The organism is Demequina oxidasica, from assembly GCF_000975115.1.
GTDB classification, from domain to species: Bacteria; Actinomycetota; Actinomycetes; order Actinomycetales; family Demequinaceae; genus Demequina; species Demequina oxidasica.
Map to the genome: position 1 here is coordinate 193,191 of NZ_BBRE01000001.1, position 19,245 is coordinate 212,435.

Here is a 19,245-nt window from a genome sequence, read left to right on the forward strand (position 1 = left end):
CTAACGTCCCAGGTACTTGCCGAGGTCGGCGTTCAACTGGGCGGGATCCACATCCTTGGGCTCCTGCGCGCCGCTGAGTCCGAACGCGCTGCCCGCTGGCGCCGCACTCGCACCCGTCTTGGCTGCCGCCTCCTGCTGCGCACGCTTGGCGGGGTTGCCGCTCTTGCCCTTGACCTTGCGCTGCGGAGCCTGCTTGCCGCGTGACTTTTTGCCTCCGGGCATTCCGCCGTAAGCACCAGGACCGCCGCCGGCGCCGGGCATCTGCGGCATGCCGCCGCCCTGGCCAATCGCACGCATCATCTGCTGGGCGTCGCCAAAGCGCTTGACCAGAGTGTTGATCTGGGCGACCGAGGTTCCGGAACCCTTGGCGATACGCAGGCGGCGCGAGCCGTTGAGGATCTTGGGGTTGTCACGCTCGGCGGGCGTCATCGACTGAATCATCGCCTCGGTGCGCACCAACTCGGCCTCATCGAAGTTGTCTATTTGGTCGCGCATCTGTCCCATGCCCGGAAGCATGGTCAGCATCTTCTTCATCGAGCCCATGTTCTTGAGCTGCTGCATCTGGCTGAGGAAGTCGCTGAGGGTGAAGTCCTCTCCCTTCGCGACCTTGTCGGCCATGCGCTTGGACTCGTCCTCATCGAACGCCTTCTCGGCCTGCTCGATGAGCGACAACACGTCTCCCATGTCGAGGATGCGCGAGGCCATGCGGTCGGGGTGGAAGACTTCGAACTCGTCGAGCTTCTCGCCCGTGGAGGCAAACATGATGGGCCGGCCGGTGATCTCCGCGACGGACAACGCCGCGCCACCGCGGGCGTCACCGTCGAGCTTGGTAAGCACCACACCGGTGAAGTCCACGCCGTCCTGGAACGCCTTGGCCGTGTTGACCGCGTCCTGGCCAATCATGGAGTCAATGACGAACAAGACCTCGTTGGGCTCAATAGCCTTACGAATATCCCCCGCCTGCTTCATGAGCTCGGCGTCGACACCAAGGCGTCCGGCGGTGTCAACGATCACCACTGAGTGCTGCTTGGCCTGAGCCTCCTTGAGGCCCTTCTTGGCGACCTTGACGGGGTTGCCGCGCTGCTTCTCTCCCTCGCGGGTGACGCCCGGCTCGGGCGCAAACACGGGCACGCCGGCGCGCTCGCCGACTACCTGTAGCTGCGTCACGGCATTGGGGCGCTGAAGGTCGGCGGCCACGAGCAGCGGCGTCTGGCCCTGCTGCTTGAGGTAGTGCGCGAGCTTACCGGCCAGGGTGGTCTTACCGGCACCCTGCAAACCCGCGAGCATGATGACCGTGGGCCCATTCTTCGCGAACTTGAGGTTGCGGGTCTCGCCACCCAGGATTGCGACGAGCTCCTCGTTGACGATCTTGACGACCTGCTGGCCCGGGTTGAGGGCCTCGGAGACCTCCATGCCGAGCGCGCGCTCGCGGATGTTGCCCGTGAACGTACGGACTACGGGGACGGCGACGTCGGCGTCGAGCAGGGCGCGACGAATTTCACGTATGGTGCCGTCGATGTCGGCCTCGGAGAGGCGTCCCTTGCCGCGGAGGTTGCGGAAGGTCGATGTCAGACGGTCGGAGAGGTTTGCGAACACTGGTGCCCTTTCAGAAAAGACTTGCGTTCTAGCCTACCCGGGGCGGCAACTTCCTAGGTTCCGGAGCACTTCCGTCCAGGATGCCCGGGTCCACGGCCGGCGGATCAAGATCGGCCGATGCTGGGGGAAGGCTTTCGCCATCCAGGTGGCCCTGGGCGAGGGCCTGCTTGGCACGGTTGGTGAGATCAGAGATGAGCGTCTCGCGCCAGGCGGTCCACGCCTTAGGGCCCGCGGCTCTAGCGTCCGCCTCGGTGAGGGCGCGGAGCACCTCGAGCAGGTCCTCGCGTCCTTCCACGGCGGCCAGCAGGTCGGCTACTGTCTGCGGGTCGTCAAGGTCACGCGTAGTGGCAAATTGCGCGAGGGTCAGGTGCTGACGCACCAGCACCTCGATGTCGTGAGCGAAGGCTTCCGACAGTCCCAAGCGGTTTGCAATGCTCGGAATCAGATCTGCGCCGTCGAGCGAGTGATTTTTCGCGCCCGGGCGTTTGCCGATGTCGTGCAACCACGCGGTGAATAGCAGCAGGTCCGCATCCTCGACGTGCCGTCGCGCCTTGCCGGCAAGCACTACGGCCTCGATCGAATGCCTGTCCACGGTGTAGCGGTGCACGGGGCTGCGCTGCGGGCGGTTGCGCACTCCGGCCCACTCGGGGAGCCATCGCACCGCGAGTCCCGCGAGGTCGATCGCCTCCCACACGGACACCAGGTGGGCGCTCGCGCCCAGCAGGTCACGGAGATGTTCGAGGGCCTCGTGGGGCCACCGCTCCGGCAGATCCGGGCAGGTCTCCAAGGTTGCCAACAGGTTGGGCGTGAAGGTAAGCCCGGTCTGCGCGGCGGTCGCGGCGGCGCGCAACGGCAACAGGGCGTCGGACTTCGCATCGTAGTGAGGGGCGAGGGCCAGCTCACCATCCACGTCGATCAGTCCGGTAGCGACCGGCACGTGGCGAGGCGGGCCACCGCGGCGGCGGGCCTTCCAGCCTCGCGAGCCGATGCCGGAGCGCTCGAGTGAGCGGCGCGCCCCTCGTTCGGTGGTGTCGAGGGCGTACGCAATGGTGCGGCCGGCCTCGGCAAGTTTGGCCAGCACTTCATCGGGATCGACCTCGCCCAACAGGTCCGCGACGTCGCCGGCGATGTGTCGGCCCAGCACGTTCTGCGGCCGTTCCGTCACCGTCTGAATCGCGTCGCGAACGTCGAGCAGGTAGTTGCCTGCAGCATCGACCGCACCGTGGGGCTTGTCGGTGAGCCAGGTGGCGGACAGCGCCTTGAGGCTCATCCAGTCGCGCAGACCGCCACGGGACTCCTTGAGATGCGGTTCGATCAAGTAGGCAAGCTCACCGTGACGTTCGGCACGTGCGCGGGAGTTGCTGAGAAGTTCAGGGAAGCGCTGACGGGCGGCGGAACGCCAGTCCTGGTAGATCGCGGCACGCGCGTGCTTGGCGAGCGCGTCATCGCCAGCGATAGCCTGCAGGTCGAGTAGCCCGGCCGCGGCGGCCAGGTCCTTGGACGCCACCTGGCGACACTCGGTGATGGAGCGCATCGAGTAGTCGAGCTCGAGGCCCGCATCCCAGATGGGATACCAAAGACGCTCTGCGAGGTCGGCCAACTCTTCCTTCGAGAAGGTGCTGCCGTCGTGAATCAGCACTAAGTCGAGGTCTGATTCAGGTCCGGCGTCGCCGCGTCCGATGCTGCCGACGGCGCCGAGTGTCGCCCCCTCGGTCAGGCCGTCGGTGATCAGGTTCCAGTGCTCGGCGAGGCGGGTGAACGCAAGGCCGGACAGCGCGAGCCGCCGCGACGGGCCGGGCACCTTGTCGCGGTAGAGCTGTGCGGCAAGTTCGCGCCGCTCACGCTTGAGGTCCCGCACCCCAGGGGGATGCGGGACCTCAGCGTGGGAGTCATCGCGAGCGTCGCTAGCGTGGGGCTCCATTTTTATGTCGTTGCGGCGGTGCGATTACAGCGCGTCTGCGCCGTGCTCACCGGTACGGACTCGAGCCACGTCATCGACGGGCACCGTCCAGACCTTGCCGTCACCGATCTTGCCGGTCTGCGCAGCGGAGACGATGGCCTCCGTCACGATGGCAGCATCGGCATCCTCGACGAGGATCTCAAGACGGGTCTTGGGAACCAGGTCAACCGTGTACTCGGCACCGCGGTAGACCTCGGTGTGGCCCTTCTGGCGGCCGTAACCGGCAGCCTCGGAGACCGTCACACCCTTGACGCCAGCTGCCTCGACGGCTGCACGGACCTCGTCAACGCGGTGCGGCTGAATGATTGCTGTGACTAGCTTCATAGTTACTTAGCCTCCTCGTATGCGGTCTCGCCGTGTTCGGCGAGGTCGATCCCGGCAACTTCGATCTCCTCGGAGACTCGGAAGCCCATGGTGTACTTAATTGCCAGGCCAATGATCAGCGTAGCGACTGCGGAGTAACCGATGGTGACGCCGGCCGCAACAATCTGCGCCCAGAGCCCGCCGAAGCCGCCACCGAGGAACAGTCCGTCCCAGGCGCCGAACGTGGTGGTACCGATCAGGCCGATGGCAACGGTGCCCCAGAGACCTGAGACCAGGTGGACACCCACTACGTCGAGCGAGTCGTCGTATCCGAACTTGTACTTCAGGCCAACTGCCAGCGAAGAGAACACACCGGCGAGTACACCGATGATTAGAGCGCCCCACGGGTCCACTGCGACTGCAGCAGGCGTGATGGCGACTAGACCAGCAACAACACCCGAAGCGGCACCAAGCGAGGTGGCCTTGCCGTCACGGATCTTCTCTACGAGCAACCAACCGAGGATGGCGGCAACCGTTGCTGCGGTGGTGTTGACCCAGGCGGCAGCGGCTGAATCGTCAGCGGCGAAAGCCGAGCCAGCGTTGAATCCGAACCAGCCGAACCACAGCAGTGCTGCACCGAGCATGACGAACGGAAGGTTGTGAGGCTTGAAGGGCTCCTTGCCGAAGCCCTTACGGACACCGAGGAGAAGTGCCAACACAAGGCCAGCGACCCCCGCGTTGATGTGAACCACGGTTCCACCGGCGAAGTCCTGGGGGTACCAGTCTGCGTTGAAGATGGGACCAGCGTCGCTCAGGATTCCGCCGCCCCAGACCCAGTGCGAGACGGGAGAGTAAACAAAGATCGCCCACAGGAAGGCGAAGACGAGCCAGGCGCTGAACTTCGCGCGGTCGGCAATCGATCCCGAGATCAGCGCGACGGTGATGATGGCGAAGGTGGCACCGAAGCCGGTTGAGATGAGAGCCTCGCCGTCACCGGAGACCCAGGAGGCGTTGAGGAAGAGGTCCGAAGTTGGGTCTCCGAAGAGTCCACCCGCCATCGAATCTCCTACTGAGATGCTGTTTCCGACGAAGATCCAAGCTACGCCGACGACTGCCATCGCGCCAAAGCTCATCATCATCATGTTGAGGACTGACTTGCTTCGCGACATGCCACCGTAGAACAACGCCAGTGCAGGCGTCATCAGTAGCACGAGTGAAGCGGAAGTCAGCAGCCATGCAATATTGCCGCTATCCATGTTCCGTATTCTCCTTTTCCCAGCCACTCGGCTAGTCAAGAAACAGAGTCGCGTAGAACTGTTTCGCGCGAACGGCCCCAATGTTTCGGGAGCGTTACAAAGGAGCCACTGCGGTAAAAGGTGTGTTGCGAGGGGTGCGAAATACGGACATTCCGCCGGTTTGTCACCATTGACGCCGCCAGCAGACGGCTAGTCCTCCGGGTACTCGAGAGAGTCGAACAGCCACTCGCCGTCGACGTTCACGAGGGTGTACACGGCCTCGCCGCCATAGAACTCGCCGTCGAGCGAGTACGTCTCATAGGCACTTAGGGTGGCTCGATTGCCCGTGATGCTGCCCGACTCGGGGGTTCCCTCAAACCCAGTCTCCGCCTCATCGAGGCTGAATACACCGACACATGACGTGGGGTCGAGCCCAAGCGATTCAAAGTAGTTGGGCGTAGTGACTTCCTGAAGGCTTGTACACGAGTCGTTGCGGTACGCAGCGTCGAGCTCCCAGTACACGTGCTCGAGTTCGTACGGCACTGTCGCCGCGTAAGGATCCTCGAAGTCGCTAAAGACCGAGTCGTTGAAGTCTGCCGCGCCGCGGACCGCATTCACGATCAGCATTACGACACCGACAATGACGCCAAGAATTACCAGGACACCCACGATGATCAGCGCGAGCCCCCAACCGGGTAGCTTCTTTCGCGGCGCCGATGCCGCGGCCCGATTAGCATCGTGACGCGGAGGCATGGCGAACGGGTCGTCGTAGTCACCAACCCGACCCTCCGCGTACGCAGGCGAGTACTGTTCCTGAGTGCCTGGGGCATCAGCCCACGACTGAGGCGCGTAGCCCTGCGGAGCCGCAGCCGCCGATGGCTGAGCGGGGCCGAACCCCTGCGAGGCCTGGGGGTCCTGGTGGGAGTATGGGGCCTGCTGGTAATGCTGCGCCTGCTGCGCGGGTGGCGCCTGACCGGCAGGGGGCGCAGCAGGGGCCGGAGGCACGTACGTGTCCGCGAAGTGCTCGGTCCAGGCTTGGCCATCCCAGTAACGCAGGCGCCCCGAACCATCGTCGTACCAATTGGCAGGCGTCTCAGGCATGATGATCCTCTACTCGCCTAGGAGGCCGTCGACGAACTGCCGCGGGTCGAATGGTGCCAGGTCGTCGACGCCCTCGCCCAGCCCCAGGAATTTCACGGGAACTCCGAGCTCGCGCTGCACGGCAATAACAATGCCACCCTTTGCTGTGCCGTCCATCTTGGTCAGGATGATGCCGGTCAGCGGCGCCACCTCACCAAAGATGCGCGCCTGGCTGAGGCCGTTCTGTCCAGTAGTCGCATCGAGCACCAACAACACCTCGCTAGGCGGACGAACTTTGGAGACCACACGGACGATCTTGCCCAGCTCGTCCATGAGCCCGGCCTTATTCTGCAAGCGGCCGGCGGTGTCGACGAGGAGCACGTCCGCGCCATCGGCCCGGGTCTTGTCGGCAGCTTCGAAGGCGACCGACGCGGGATCCGCGCCTTCCTTGTGGGAGCGGACGACGGGCACGCCTACGCGCGAGCCCCAGGTCTCAAGTTGGTCCGCGGCCGCGGCGCGGAACGTGTCCGCCGCGCCAAGTACCACCGAGTAGTTCTCGGCGACCAGCACGCGAGCGATCTTGCCCACGGTGGTGGTCTTGCCCACGCCATTGACTCCCACCACGATGGCCGTGGTGCCCTCCCCCGCCCCGGGAGTGCCGAGCGAGAGTGACCGGTCCAGCGTGGGGTCGACGATATCCAGGAGCGCGTCGTGCAGAGCCTGCTTTGGCTCCACGTCCGGCTCACGTGACAGGCGGGCCTTGAGTGCCGCAAGGATGTCATCCGTGGCCGCCGGTCCTACGTCCGCGAGGAGTAGCGTCTCTTCAAGTTCGTCCCAAGCGTTGGCGTCGAGCTTGCCGCGTCCAAAGATGGAGAGGAGACCGGCTCCTAGGCCACCGCCAAGGCGCGATCGCAGTCGCGCGAAGCGGGCGTCGGGATCTTCTGGACGGTCACCCTTTGCTGCCGGAGGCTGGACCTCTGGCTGTGCTGGCGCGGTGCCTGAGGCGGTCTCGGAACCCGCCGGGGGTGTGGTGGCATCATCACTCGGCTTGGCCGGCGGTGTGAAGGTATCGAGATCTCGGCGGTCACGACTCTTCGTGACGAAGACCGCGGCACCCGCGACAAGAATGGCGACGCCGGCAATTGCGGCGACGATTGCGTCCTGGTCACCAGGAATCCATGAAATATCCACGGCGTCAGTGTGTCAGGTGCGGGTGGTCTGCGTCACGTCGACGCTCAGGCGGCGGCGTTTCCCTTGCCGCGCTTGAGTTCCGCGTCAATCGCTGCCGACACTTCAATCTCGGTGGTGTCGCGGCTGAATTCTTCAAGGCGTGACATGTCCGTCACGAGTCGAAGGTTATTGTCCTGGCGGTCAACGTCGGCGAAGAGCTGTTCCTTGCCACGGTCGCCCTCGAGCCCAAGCATGATCCTTAGCAGGTGCTGGCCGCGCCCCTCGGCGGCGACAGCCGCGATGAAGACGATGGCAGACAGGATGAACGCGATGGTGAGCGTTGACTCCATGTTCGAGAACATTTACCACTCCTTCAAAACTAGACACTTCTCATATAGGACAAATCGTCTCTCGCGATCAGTCCTTGCGCAAGCCCCCCAAAAGGGTGGCATGGGAGCACCGACTTCCCGGCAGCCGTCAACCGGCATTGCCTGGTGGGGCAACGCGGGCGGTGTCTACTCAATTCCATCCACGCAGTCGGGTGTCCCCTGCGGCTTTGGTGAGTGGTTCTCGCGGACGCGGCGTGGTGGCTACCGGATCGGTTGCGTGAAACGAGCGATCAGAGCGCGCTCACCGCGACGGTGAACGGCGACGGCTGCGACGACGTCGGGAGCGAGTCTATCGGGTTTGCCCCACAAACATAAGGGGATATCCGCAACTTACGCCCCTACCAGCCCAATAACTCAGAGCACCGTTCTATTGGTCCGATTTCGCACGGTCTGACGCTTGTGTGTGCGCTGGTGGTCCGATCTGGATCGGAACCTACTCAGACTCCTTGAGCCTTTGACTGATCACCGTGGTGACCCCGTCCCCGCGCATGGTCACGCCGTACAGCGCATCCGCAATCTCCATGGTGCGCTTCTGGTGCGTGATGACGATCAGCTGGCTGTCTTCTTGTAGTTCCGTGAAGATCTCCAGCAGCCGGCCCAGGTTGACGTCGTCTAGCGCCGCCTCGACCTCGTCCATCACGTAGAACGGACTGGGGCGCGCCTTGAAGATCGACACCAGCATCGCGACCGCGGTCAGCGATCGCTCGCCGCCGGACAGCAGCGACAACCGCTTGACCTTCTTGCCGGCCGGACGCGCCTCGACCTCGAGGCCCGTCGTGAGCATATTCGCCGGGTCGGTGAGGATCAGTTTGCCCTCACCTCCTGGGAACAGACGCGGGAAGATCCGCTCGAACTGCGCGGCGGTGTCGTTGTACGCCTCGACAAAGATCTGCTCGACTCGCTCGTCGATCTCACGAACGATCTCCATGAGGTCCTCGCGCGACTTCTTGACATCCGCGAGCTGGTCGGTGAGGAACTTGTGTCGCTCCTCGAGCGCCGCGAATTCCTCGAGCGCGAGTGGATTCACTCGGCCCAGCTGGTTCATCGCACGCTCGGCCTGCCGCAGCCGCTTCTCCTGCTGCTCGCGCACATACGGCACGCCCGATACTTCAGTTTCCTCGGTGTCCCCGTCGCCTTCCGTGCCCTCGACGCCGGAGTCAACCGCAGCATCGTCCCGTCGGCGCGGCACGGGTAGGTGCGGCCCGAACTCTTCGATCAGCTGCTTGGGGTCCACTCCGAGCTCGTCGATGGCGCGCTGCTCGAGCTGCTCGAGGCGCACCTTCTGCTGAGCGCGAGCTACCTCGTCCTTGTGGGCGTCGTCAGTCAGGCGGCGGTACTCCTCGGCGTACTCCTCGACCCCGCGCCGCACCTCGGACAGCTGCCCGGAGCGTTCGGTTCGTGCCTGCTCGGCGGCCGCCCGCGCATCGTCCGCCCGTTGGACAGAGACATCAATCTGGGCGAGCGTGTCGTTGGCGCCCTGAATGACCTCGCGCGCGGCCTGAGATTGACGCTCGCGGCGCTTGGCCGCCTCCTCGGCGCGGGCGCGGGCGTCGCGCTCGGCGGTGGCGGCGCGCTCGAGTGACTCGGCGCGGGCGGTCAGGGCACGTGCACGCTCCTCGGCGGTGCGCAGCGCGAGCCGGGCCTCGGTCTCTCGGGCACGGGCCGCAACCGCATCCTGTGCGTGAGTATCGCGCTGCGCCTGGGCCGCGATGGTGTCCGTCTCGGTCTGCTCAGGTGCTGCCTGCGCGGCCGCGAGCCGTTCGGTGAGACCAGTGAGTGTCTCCTGGTCCCCTGCGATGCGTACCGCAGCCTCCTCGAGCTGCACGGTGAGCCGCTCGGCCTCGCCCTTCGCGGCCCGGGCCTGGGCGCCAAAGTGTCCCAACTGTTCTGCGACTGCGGCCATGCGCGCGTCGGACTCGTTCAGGCGCTCCATGGTGATGCCATGGTGCGAGCGGGCCGCGGATTCGCGCTCCTCGGCCGCGCGGGTCTCGAACTGAGTGGCCTCGACTACGACGGTCGCGGCGGCGCGCTTGGTCTTCGCCTCGTCGAGCGCGGCCTGCATGTGCAGCACGGAGGGTGCATCCCCGGCGCCACCGGAGGCGTTGCGTGAGCCCAGGATGTCTCCGCGGCGAGTGGCCGCCGTGACCTCGGGGTGCTCGTTGACAACCGCGCGGGCGGCGGCCAGGTCGTCCACGACCACGACGCCAGAGACGAATGCACGCACCGTATCGACGATGCCCGCGGCGCCGCTGACCAGGTCCGATGCCCAGGCCGCGCCGTGAGGAAGGGAGATGGTGGGATTGGTGACAACGGCATCGACGTTGGCGACCACAAACCTGGCGCGGCCGGCATCCTCGTCGCGCAGCCAGCGGATCGCGTCGACGGCGTCCTCCACCGAGTTCACGGCGAGCGCGTCGGCGAGCGGCCCCATGGCCGCGGCGATCGCATCCTCAGCATCCGCGTGGACCTCGATCTGGGAGGCCACGGTGCCGCGAACGGAGCGCACGTTCGCGCCCAGCAGCGCGCCGGCGCCGTCCTTGCGGGCCAGCGACAGTTCGAGCGCCTCAGCCTTGGCGGACCAAGTATCGCGCTCGCGCATCGCGGTGTTGAGCTTGTCTTTGAGATCGCTGAGGGCGCTCTTAGCGTCCTCCCACTCCTCGGTGGCGGCCTCGTGTGCCTCGTCGAGGTCTTCCTCGCCGTCCTCGACGGAGGCGACAGAAGTCTCGAGGTGCTGAAATTCGGTGGTGGCGTCGTTGCCGCGCTTGATGGCTGCGGCGAGCGCCTCGTTGAGGCGGCCAATCTCGGCCTCAGCGGCCTCCACGCGCGAGCGCCGGGCGGCAACGTCTCCCGCGATGCGGGCCACCCCCTCGCGCCGGTCCGCGACAGAGCGCAAGAGGTTCGCCAAGTGGCGCTCGGAGGTCTCCGCTACGGCTTCCGCGTCGGTGCGACCGGCCTCGGCGACGGTGAGTGCCTCCGCGGCGGCGACGACCTCGGCCGCGAGTTCCTCGCCTGCTGCGCGCGCACGCTCGAGCTGCTCGTCCAGGTCCACCAGGTCGGTGGGCGGCGAGTGATCGATGGTGGAGCCCAGCATCCGCACGCGCTCGTCGGCGAGTGCCGCGAGGTTGCGCAACCGCTCGCGAATCGAACTGAGCCGGTAGTACGTGTCGTTGGCCTTGGTCAGGGCGGGCGTCGCCTCAGCCGATGCTCGCTCCAACTCGGCGAGGCGGTCGCGCATCTCGGCAAGGGACTTCTCGACCGCAGCACGGCGCTCGAGTAGCGCGGTCTCGTCGGCCTGCTCCTGCTCGAGTGAATTGCCCAACTGCGACAGATCATCGGCGAGCAGTCGTGACTTGGCGTCTCGAGCATCGGCTTGAATGGTCTGCGCCTGGCGCGCGACCTCCGCCTGCTTGCCCAAGGGGCCGAGCTGACGGCGAATCTCACCCGTGAGGTCCTGCACGCGCGTGAGGTTGGCCTGCATCGCGTCGAGCTTGCGAAGCGCCTTGTCCTTGCGCTTGCGGTGCTTGAGGATGCCGGCAGCCTCCTCGATAAAGTGGCGGCGCTCCTCGGGGGTCGCCCGCAGCACGGCGTCGAGCTGGCCCTGGCCCACGATCACGTGCATCTCGCGGCCCAGCCCCGAGTCGCTCAGCAGGTCCTGGATGTCGAGCAGCCGGCATGACGTGCCGTTGATGGCGTACTCGGAGCCTCCCGAGCGGAACAGCGTGCGGCTGATCGTGACCTCGGTGTAATCGATAGGTAGCGCGCCGTCGGTGTTGTCGATGGTGAGCGCGACCTCGGCGCGGCCCAGCGGCGCGCGGCCTGAGGTGCCAGCGAAGATGACGTCGTCCATCTTGCCGCCGCGAAGTGTCTTGGCGCCCTGCTCGCCCATCACCCATGCGAGCGCGTCCACGACATTGGACTTGCCCGAGCCGTTGGGACCCACCACGCAGGTGACTCCTGGCTCGAACTCCAGCGTGGTCGCCGAGGCAAAGGACTTGAAGCCCCTAAGCGTCAGCGTCTTGAGATACACGGTGTCAGCCTAGGGGAATTTGCGCCCGATGCGACGCAAGCCAGGGGTTTCGGGCGCGAGCGTGTACCAAAACGGACCACCAGCGCGCCAGCGGCGCTCAGCGTGTGCGAAATCGGACCAATAGCGGGCGGGGCCGCGGTGCGAGCGCGCGTGCGCCGACCACACCGCCCCGCGGGACTACAGGCTGGGGAACCAGATGCCGATCTCGCGCGCCGAGCTCTCCTCGGAGTCCGAGCCATGCACCAGGTTCTGCATAACCTTGAGGCCCCAGTCGCGGCCCAGGTCTCCACGGATGGTGCCGGGCGCCGCGGAGGTGGGGTTGGTAGTTCCCGCGAGGGAGCGGAAGCCCTCGATGACGCCGTTGCCCTCGGCGACGATCGCCAGCGTCGGGCCCTCCATCATGAAGTCGACCAGCGGCTGGTAAAACGGCTTGCCCACGTGCTCGGCGTAGTGCTCGGAGAGCAACTCGGGAGTGGCCTGCCGGAGCTCGACGGCGACGAGCGAGTACCCCTTGGCCTCCACGCGGCGCAGGATTTCTCCGGACAGTCCACGGCGGACTCCATCGGGCTTGACAAGGATCAGAGTGCGTTCAGTCATGCCCGCGAGCCTACTAGCCAAGCAAGTATTTACGGTCCTCGGCCGCAGTCTCCCCCTCCAGCGTTCAGCAAATGGTTGAATTTTCTGCTCGCGGAGGCGCCATGTTCACCTCGTGGTTACTTTTGTCGCGGCAATGGGAGGATGGAGCCCGTGATTACTCTCGCCGACTTCGACACGTACCCCGACTTCCCCGTCCCGGGAATCCTTTTCTACGACATCTCGCCTATTCTGGCGAGCCCCGACAAGTTCCGCGAGGCATGCGACGCGCTTAAGCCCGCCGCCGGCACCCAGGTGGACATCGTGGCCGGCGTCGACGCGCGTGGCTTCATCTTCGCCCCGGTGGTCGCACAGGACCTCGGAGTGGGCATGACAATGATTCGCAAGAAGGGCAAGATGCCCGGCGAACTCCTCGAGGCCGATGCCACGATCGAGTATGGCGCAAGCGAACTAGTCATGAATCCGGCCGGAATTGCGGGCAAGCACGTCCTAGTCGTGGACGACGTGCTCGCGACTGGCGGCACGGCGACCGCAGTCGCCAAGATGCTGCTCACGGCCGGCGCGGCTAGCGTGCGTTTCAGTTTCCTCATGGAGATCGAGGCGCTGCCGGGTCGTGGCGTCCTCGCGGACTATGACGTGGAGTCCGTGGTCCTGGTCTAGCTCAGCAGAATCGGACTTAGATCTCGCTGATTGGCCGCTTGTACCCGGGCGCCCAGCGCACCCCCACGAGCACGAGCGGGATCAGTACCAGCGCGCCCATCACGACTTCATAGAGGATGAGACCCTCATTGACAGTCACCGGCACGGGGTCCTGGTCATTGAGCCAGGCGGCGTGAATCGCGATGCCGGCGATCAGCGCGCTGGCCGCGACGACCACGATGATGATCGCGAGCCATAGTGGCATCTGGCTGGTGTTGGGGTGCTCTCGCAGGAACCTCGACCACCGCACCACGGCAAAAAACAGTGAGAAGTTGATCAGCAGCAGTCCCGCGAACAGCACCAGATACACGGAGAACGGCGCACGCGCGGTCTCTGCGTTGCCCCCGTCCGCGAGCGCCGTCAGCGAGGTCTTCTCGAGCGCCCAAAACAACATGCTCATTCCGATGAGCCCGGCGACCAACGCGCCAGCCATCTTCCATATGAACGCGCTCATTGTCACTCCCCTGTCGCGTCGGCGTCCTCGCCGTCTCGCGTGCCCCCGACTGTAGCCTCACCTTGCGCCTCGATCCGCTCGGCGCGCTCACGGTCAATGCGACCGCCGATGCGCAGGCCCATGATCCACAGCACCAGGAACATCACGCCGATGACTGCGATAGCGGGGAGGATGACTCCCGCGGCGATCATGGGGATCTGCAGGATCCAGCCTGCGACGCGACCCCAGCGTTGCTTCTGCTTGCCGGCGACGTAGAACAGCGCCACCATCAGCACGGCGCCGCCGGCCCAAATCCATCCGGCGGTGAGCGAGACCTCGGTGGTGCGCGACAGTCCCCACGTGACGAGGGTGGCGAACAGCGCCGCAAGTGCCTGCAGTCCCAAGACCGCCTGGGTGAAGGTCAGGGTCGCGGGACGCTGCGGCTTCACCGCACCTTCCGGCGCCTGTTCGGCCGATGCCGAGGCCGGGTTAGTCGTGTCAGCCTCACCGATGGGCTGGGTGGGCTCAGTCGAGTCGGTCACCGGGCGCGCCCCGTTCCTTTGCGATTGTCCGCCCCGAGCAGCACGCGGGCCTCGGCGATCACCGTGACGGACCCGACGACGAGCACGCCTGCGCCCATGTCGTGCTCCGCCTCGGCAAGTTGTACTGCCTGGTCCAGGGCATCGGGCAGTGATTCTGACCTACGCACGCGGTCCTCGCCGAACAACTTCTCGGCGATCTCGGCGAGCTCATCTACGGGGATGGCTCGCGCGGACGCCGATGCGGTGAGGACCACCTCGTCGAGCAACGGTTCCAGCCCGGCCAAGATGCCCTCCGCGTCCTTGTCGCTCAGGATGCCGACCACGCCGACGAGCGCCTCGAACGCGAAGGACTCCTCGATCGCGCCCACGAGCGCGTCGATACCCGCGGGGTTGTGAGCTGCGTCCACCAGGATCATGGGTGAGGTACGCACGGCCTCGAGTCGGCCGGGCGAAGTCACGGCGGCGAAGCCGGCCTCGAGCGTCTCGCCGTTCAGGGCTGAAAGTGGGCCACCGTCGGCGAGCAGCGACTCGACCGCGACGACTGCCAGCAGCGCGTTGTGTGCCTGGTACTCGCCGTACAGGGGCACAAACAGTTCCTCGTAGCGCGCGGCGGGAGTGCGTAGGGTCACCAGTTGGCCACCTACTCCCGGCTGGCGGTCGACGACCTCCATGTCATCGCCCTCCCACAGCGCGCGGGCCTCACGTTCGGCGGCGGCCTTGATGAGCACCGGCGCGACGGATTCGGACTGCTCGGCGATGACCGCGGTGGCGTGGGGCTTGATGATGCCGGACTTTTCTAGCGCGATGCCCGCGAGGTCATCGCCCAGCCATTGCTGGTGGTCAAGAGCGACGCGAGTGATGACACTGACGTCACCGTCGGCGACGTTGGTCGCATCCCATGCCCCGCCCATGCCCACCTCGATCACGGCGACGTCGATGGGCGCGTCGGCGAACGCGGCGTACGCGAGCACCGTCAGCACCTCAAAGAAGCTCAGGCGCGGCCCATCCTTTTCAGCGGACCTCGCGTCGACCATATGAATGATGGGCGCGACGTCCCGCCACAGGCGCACAAACTCGTCCTGTGCGATGGGCTCGCCGTCAATCTGGATGCGCTCGCGCACGCTCGAGAGGTGCGGGGACGTGAAAAGCCCCGTGCGCAGCCCGTGCTCACGCACCAGGGACTCGACCATGCGCGCTGTCGACGTCTTGCCATTGGTCCCCGTGAGGTGGATCACCTTAAAGGCACGCTGCGGGTCGCCGAGCAGTTCGACAGCCTCGCGCACGCGCGAGATCTTGGGGTCGAAGTCGTGCTCGGGGTTGCGGGACAGGATGTGGGAGTAGATTTCGCGTTCGGCCTCGTCGAGGGTGAGGCCGCCGAGCGCGAGGTCGGCATTGGGGTCAGTCATGGCGTCAAGTCTCCCATGACCTCCCGCGCGCGCCCCACTCACCGCCGTGCCCTTGTCTCCCCAAAGCGGCGGAGCGCCGAGATCGGGCCAGGATCCGCACGTAAGTACTCCCAGCGCGCTGGGGCGTTGGTGGGGCGAAGCGGGGCGAGATGCGGTGGGGCGAGGACCCGTGCGCGCCCCTAAACAATGCGGGCGCGTGCCTTCGCCTTCGCTTCTACTCGAGTTGGAAAAGGTATGCCCACGCCCGCTTGGTGTAGGAGAGCCCGCGCCCGTCCGCGCGGATCAAGTCCGCGTCGGCCAGTGCGGGCTTCTTAGGGATTAAGTACTCGTCGAGCGCCGAGTCAGACAGGGTCCAGACGCCGTCCCGATGCTGCACGACGCCCACCAACGTCAACCGGGGGTCGAGCGCCGCGATGCTGGCGTCCCCGTGGCTCGTGTTGGCGAGCAACAGCCCGCCAGAAACGAGATATTGCTGGCAGTGGTCCCATACCGGGCCTGCATACAGTGAGATCAACAAGTCGAACCCCTGCTCCGGCACGTCGAGCGGCGCGGTGTAGACGCCCTGCACAAAATCCACCTCCGGAGTCTGCTTCGGCGCAACGCGGCCCTCGAGCTCTGACGCGACGAGGTCGCTCTCGGCAAAATACTTTGCGGCGCGACGGTCCATGTCCAGAAACGTCACCGCGGGAATTGCGGTGGCGGGCGACAGGTCCACATAGCTTCCCGCATACAGTGCACGCTTGGGCGCCCACGCCCGCGCCACCTCCGCAAATAGCGGCGACCTGTCCCCGATCGACTCGCGGTACGTCGCCCATGAGACTTTGACCGCTCGCCTGTTGCCCTGCGATGAAGTTGCCATGCTCGAACCGTACCCACCTTGCGCCGTCACCGCTTTGTACCAGTACATGACCGCGGATATCCAGCCAGATCTCGCACTCATGTACCACCAGCGCGCGTGAGAGTCGGGCAGGCCCGCTGGCGCTAGCATCGGGGCATGCCCGTTGCCGATCTCAGCCACCGCATTGCCGATGCCACCGTCACCACGCCCGGCCAGCCCGGCCCGCGCATCGGTTTCTGGAAGACCCATGCCGACACGCGCGGACTCTACGCGGAGGGCACCACGTTCTCGTTTTCACACCTGGACATGATCGGCGGCACCGGCACCTACCTGGATGCGCCGCTACACCGCTTCGAGGACGGCGCAGATATCGCATCGCTCCCGCTCGAGCGGCTCGTCAACGTTCCAGGGGTTGTCATCGACGCGCCTTGGGAGCAAGGCGTCGTGCTCGCGGCCGATGCGGTGGCCGGCTTGGACGTGCGCGGCAAGGCCGTGGTGGTCCGCACCGGTTGGGACACTCGCTTCGGCACCGCCGAGTACCTGGGCGGCCACCCGCACCTCTCCGTCGGCGCCGCGACAGCCTTGGTAGACGGCGGTGCCTCGATCGTGGGGATCGATTCGGTGAACATTGACTCGACTGAGGGCAACGAGCGCCCTATTCACACTGCGTTGCTGTCCGCAGGAATCCCGATCGTCGAGCACCTGCGCGGACTTGAACAGTTGCCACGGGATGGCTTCCTGTTTACCGCGACGCCACTTAACTTTGAGGGGCTCGCGACCTCGCCGGTGAGGGCCGTCGCGACCTGGTGACGACCACCGGACCTTGCCCCGCCTCGCATTCCTCAGATCCGAGCGCTACGCGGGCTGGGGCTCCGTCTCCGATGTGCCCGACGCGTCAGTGGTGTCTCCGGACTTGGGCTCGCCGTGCTTCAGCAAGGCGGACGCAACGGCCACTGGCAGATCGGCAGCGTTCGCGACATCGGCGGCCCCGAGGGCATTTGCCGCGCTGTGTACGTGGCGCCGGGCCTCCCCTACCAGCGTGATCGACCCCGCCACCACTACCCCGTTGTTGTTGCCCTGAGCGTCCGTCGCCAACTGCGTCGCCAAGCGCATCGCAGCGGGCACGTCCGCGGTCTCGCTGACGCGTGAGCTGCCAAAGACCACCCGCGCGGCTGCGGCGAGTTCGGTAACGTCCATGGCACGCACCGACTCGGTACGCGTGATGACCACGTGATCGATCACTGGCTCGAGCCCGGCGAGTATCCCATCGGAGTCCTTGTCAGCAAGGACGGCCACCACTCCCACCGCCGTGTCGAAGACGAACGTCTCACCGAGCGCCGCCACGAGCGCCGCCACGCCATGCGGGTTGTGCGCCGCGTCCACCAGGACGGTGGGGTGCTGCGCGAGTACCTCGAGGCGTCCCGGGCTAGTTGCCGCCGCAAAACCCCGCGAGACGGCGGCCAGGTCAAGCGAACGCGGAATTCCCTGGCCTAGAAACACCTCGCACGCCGCGAGTGCTACCAATGCGTTTTGTGCTTGAAACTCGCCGTGCAGCGGCACGAAGGCATCGACGTAGGTACACGCAGCGGTCCGCAGAGTCACCACTTGCCCACCGGTCACCACCCGGCAGTCGTCCACGGACATGTGGCCACCCTCCCAGAACACCGAAGCGGAGCGCGACGCCGCATGGCCGGAGATCACGTGGGCCGCAACGTCGTCTTGAAGCGCGCTGACCACCGCGGCACCGTGCTTAATGATCCCGGACTTTTCTGCGGCAATGCCAGGCAACCCCCCGATGAAGTAGTCGGAGTGGTCCTCTGCCATGGGTGTCAGAACCGCGACCTCACCCGTCACCACGTTGGTCGCATCCCGCAGACCCCCAATGCCCACCTCGATGACCGCGACGTCAACACTTGCATCGGCGTAGGCGACCATGCCCAGCACGGTGAGCACCTCAAAGAAACTCATCCGTGGACCGCCCGCCTGGATCGAGGCGGAGTCGACGGCGTGAATGGCAGGCGCAACTCGTTGCCACAGTCGCACCAACGCCTCCTGCTGCATCGGAGCTCCCCCGATCATGATGCGTTCACGCAAGGTGGTCAGGTGAGGCGAAGTGAATAGCCCGGTGCGCAACCCGCTCGCGCGCAAAAGCGACTCGATCATGCGACTGGTTGAGGTTTTGCCATTAGTGCCGGTCACATGGATGACACGGAGCCGCTCGTGAGGATTTCCTAGTTGGGTCAGGGCCTGGGCGACGCGGTGGAGCTTAGCGTCGTGGTCCTGCTCGGGAGTGCGGGAGAAAATGTGTGCGTGGATCTCACGCTCAGCGTCATCCAGGCTCAGCCCGGGGAAAACTGCGGGGGTCATGGCAATTATTGTGAGGCAAGAGTTGCCGTGCTGACGACCGAAATCGGAACAAATTTTCTAAGGCTGCAGGCCTCGCGAAAAGCCCCTGATAAATGGCCAGTGACCGACCAACCCGACGATCCCTTCACGCGCCTCTATGCACACGCGCCGCAACCAACTAAGGTCAGACAAAACGGGGGCCTGAGGGAGGCAACATGTCAGACGTCGCATCACCACGATCGGGTTGGTACTTAGACCCCGAAAACCAGGAGCTTCAGCGCTACTGGGACGGAGCCGCGTGGACCACTAGGACGGCGCCCGCGCCGGGAATCACCCCGGTCACCGCCGCCGAGCACCAAGCAGCCGGGTCTGCGACATCCTCCATGACAACTGAGGCCGTAGCGCCAGCAGCAGCCACAGCCGCCACAGCCGCCACAGCACCGAGCGAACCACCTGCGCCGGCCCAGGCGTCGAGTGACCTGTTCCCCACTTCCGAGCAGCGGGCTCCTGCGCCCGAGCGTCCCAGCCGCCGGATTGGCCGGGGCACCATTGTGCTGATCTTTGTGGGCGCCATTGTGATCGCCATTGGCGGCAGCATGCTGCTCACGGGCGGCTTGCCCAGCTAGC

17 protein-coding genes are annotated in these 19,245 nt (G+C 65.7%); 3 read left to right on the forward strand and 14 right to left on the reverse strand.

Annotated features, from left to right (window positions below; genetic code table 11):
• The 9 genes from ffh to ndk all read right to left on the reverse strand — a co-directional run bounded on the left by ffh (position 1) and on the right by ndk (position 12,357).
• Positions 1-1,596, reverse strand: coding sequence for a signal recognition particle protein (gene ffh, locus AOP77_RS00965; protein WP_062208141.1), 1,596 nt, complete (start codon positions 1,594-1,596; stop codon positions 1-3).
• A gap of 28 nt (positions 1,597-1,624) precedes the next feature.
• Positions 1,625-3,517, reverse strand: coding sequence for a [protein-PII] uridylyltransferase family protein (locus tag AOP77_RS00970; RefSeq protein ID WP_084622089.1), 1,893 nt, complete (start codon positions 3,515-3,517; stop codon positions 1,625-1,627).
• Between the two features lie 24 nt (positions 3,518-3,541).
• Positions 3,542-3,880 carry a P-II family nitrogen regulator gene (locus AOP77_RS00975; protein WP_062208144.1) on the reverse strand — a complete coding sequence of 113 codons (339 nt, stop codon included), beginning with the start codon at positions 3,878-3,880 and terminating at the stop codon, positions 3,542-3,544.
• Between the two features lie 2 nt (positions 3,881-3,882).
• Positions 3,883-5,115, reverse strand: a complete 1,233-nt coding sequence (locus AOP77_RS00980; RefSeq protein WP_062208147.1) for an ammonium transporter — start codon at positions 5,113-5,115, stop codon at positions 3,883-3,885.
• 189 nt (positions 5,116-5,304) lie between these two features.
• A complete protein-coding gene (locus AOP77_RS12470) occupies positions 5,305-6,195 on the reverse strand; it encodes a DUF2510 domain-containing protein (protein WP_062208150.1) in 891 nt (296 codons plus the stop codon).
• Between the two features lie 9 nt (positions 6,196-6,204).
• The gene (gene ftsY, locus AOP77_RS00990; protein ID WP_062208152.1) at positions 6,205-7,365 is read right to left on the reverse strand and encodes a signal recognition particle-docking protein FtsY; all 1,161 of its coding nucleotides are present in this window, start codon (positions 7,363-7,365) and stop codon (positions 6,205-6,207) included.
• A gap of 44 nt (positions 7,366-7,409) precedes the next feature.
• Positions 7,410-7,706, reverse strand: coding sequence for a hypothetical protein (locus tag AOP77_RS00995; RefSeq protein WP_062208155.1), 297 nt, complete (start codon positions 7,704-7,706; stop codon positions 7,410-7,412).
• Positions 7,707-8,166: 460 nt separating this feature from the next.
• Positions 8,167-11,760, reverse strand: a complete 3,594-nt coding sequence (gene smc, locus AOP77_RS01000; RefSeq protein WP_062208159.1) for a chromosome segregation protein SMC — start codon at positions 11,758-11,760, stop codon at positions 8,167-8,169.
• Positions 11,761-11,937: 177 nt separating this feature from the next.
• Positions 11,938-12,357: a nucleoside-diphosphate kinase gene (gene ndk, locus AOP77_RS01005; RefSeq protein ID WP_062208162.1), complete on the reverse strand. Its 420-nt coding sequence runs from the start codon at positions 12,355-12,357 to the stop codon at positions 11,938-11,940.
• A gap of 150 nt (positions 12,358-12,507) precedes the next feature.
• Between ndk and AOP77_RS01010 the strand changes: the two genes are divergently transcribed.
• A complete protein-coding gene (locus AOP77_RS01010) occupies positions 12,508-13,014 on the forward strand; it encodes an adenine phosphoribosyltransferase (RefSeq protein WP_201774071.1) in 507 nt (168 codons plus the stop codon).
• A 16-nt stretch (positions 13,015-13,030) separates the two neighbouring features.
• On the opposite strand, the gene AOP77_RS01015 is transcribed toward AOP77_RS01010, so the two are convergent.
• The 4 genes from AOP77_RS01015 to AOP77_RS01030 form a co-directional block, all read right to left on the reverse strand.
• Positions 13,031-13,507: a hypothetical protein gene (locus tag AOP77_RS01015; protein WP_062208167.1), complete on the reverse strand. Its 477-nt coding sequence runs from the start codon at positions 13,505-13,507 to the stop codon at positions 13,031-13,033.
• 2 nt (positions 13,508-13,509) lie between these two features.
• Complete coding sequence (locus AOP77_RS01020) at positions 13,510-14,028, reverse strand: DUF4233 domain-containing protein (protein ID WP_062208172.1); 519 nt, start codon at positions 14,026-14,028, stop codon at positions 13,510-13,512.
• Positions 14,025-15,434 (reverse strand): bifunctional folylpolyglutamate synthase/dihydrofolate synthase, encoded by a 1,410-nt coding sequence (locus tag AOP77_RS01025; protein WP_062208175.1) that lies wholly within the window; start codon positions 15,432-15,434, stop codon positions 14,025-14,027. The genes AOP77_RS01020 and AOP77_RS01025 overlap by 4 nt, the downstream gene beginning before the upstream one ends.
• A 214-nt stretch (positions 15,435-15,648) precedes the next feature.
• Positions 15,649-16,293, reverse strand: a complete 645-nt coding sequence (locus AOP77_RS01030) for a hypothetical protein (RefSeq protein ID WP_062211269.1) — start codon at positions 16,291-16,293, stop codon at positions 15,649-15,651.
• A 135-nt stretch (positions 16,294-16,428) separates the two neighbouring features.
• On the opposite strand from AOP77_RS01030, the gene AOP77_RS01035 reads away from it, so the two are divergent.
• Positions 16,429-17,082, forward strand: coding sequence for a cyclase family protein (locus tag AOP77_RS01035; RefSeq protein WP_062208178.1), 654 nt, complete (start codon positions 16,429-16,431; stop codon positions 17,080-17,082).
• Positions 17,083-17,127: 45 nt separating this feature from the next.
• Here the strand turns inward: AOP77_RS01035 and AOP77_RS01040 are convergent, their stop codons facing one another.
• On the reverse strand, positions 17,128-18,639 hold the full coding sequence (locus tag AOP77_RS01040; protein WP_084622091.1) for a bifunctional folylpolyglutamate synthase/dihydrofolate synthase: 1,512 nt from the start codon (positions 18,637-18,639) through the stop codon (positions 17,128-17,130).
• Positions 18,640-18,833: 194 nt separating this feature from the next.
• Here AOP77_RS01040 and AOP77_RS01045 point away from each other — a divergent pair, with 194 nt between their 5' ends.
• On the forward strand, positions 18,834-19,244 hold the full coding sequence (locus AOP77_RS01045) for a DUF2510 domain-containing protein (protein ID WP_062208181.1): 411 nt from the start codon (positions 18,834-18,836) through the stop codon (positions 19,242-19,244).
• The last annotated feature ends 1 nt before the right edge of the window (position 19,245 follow it).

What these genes read in the sequence shown, in the direction of transcription:
- AOP77_RS00970 (WP_084622089.1), bottom strand. Translation starts at nt 3,517, where the DNA reads ATGGAGCCCCACGCTAGCGACGCTCGCGATGACTCCCACGCTGAGGTC.
- AOP77_RS00975 (WP_062208144.1), bottom strand. Translation starts at nt 3,880, where the DNA reads ATGAAGCTAGTCACAGCAATCATTCAGCCGCACCGCGTTGACGAGGTC.
- AOP77_RS00980 (WP_062208147.1), bottom strand. Translation starts at nt 5,115, where the DNA reads ATGGATAGCGGCAATATTGCATGGCTGCTGACTTCCGCTTCACTCGTG.
- AOP77_RS12470 (WP_062208150.1), bottom strand. Translation starts at nt 6,195, where the DNA reads ATGCCTGAGACGCCTGCCAATTGGTACGACGATGGTTCGGGGCGCCTG.
- AOP77_RS00995 (WP_062208155.1), bottom strand. Translation starts at nt 7,706, where the DNA reads ATGTTCTCGAACATGGAGTCAACGCTCACCATCGCGTTCATCCTGTCT.
- ndk (WP_062208162.1), bottom strand. Translation starts at nt 12,357, where the DNA reads ATGACTGAACGCACTCTGATCCTTGTCAAGCCCGATGGAGTCCGCCGT.
- AOP77_RS01015 (WP_062208167.1), bottom strand. Translation starts at nt 13,507, where the DNA reads ATGAGCGCGTTCATATGGAAGATGGCTGGCGCGTTGGTCGCCGGGCTC.
- AOP77_RS01025 (WP_062208175.1), bottom strand. Translation starts at nt 15,434, where the DNA reads ATGACTGACCCCAATGCCGACCTCGCGCTCGGCGGCCTCACCCTCGAC.
- AOP77_RS01030 (WP_062211269.1), bottom strand. Translation starts at nt 16,293, where the DNA reads ATGGCAACTTCATCGCAGGGCAACAGGCGAGCGGTCAAAGTCTCATGG.
- AOP77_RS01035 (WP_062208178.1), top strand. Translation starts at nt 16,429, where the DNA reads ATGCCCGTTGCCGATCTCAGCCACCGCATTGCCGATGCCACCGTCACC.
- AOP77_RS01040 (WP_084622091.1), bottom strand. Translation starts at nt 18,639, where the DNA reads ATGACCCCCGCAGTTTTCCCCGGGCTGAGCCTGGATGACGCTGAGCGT.
- AOP77_RS01045 (WP_062208181.1), top strand. Translation starts at nt 18,834, where the DNA reads ATGTCAGACGTCGCATCACCACGATCGGGTTGGTACTTAGACCCCGAA.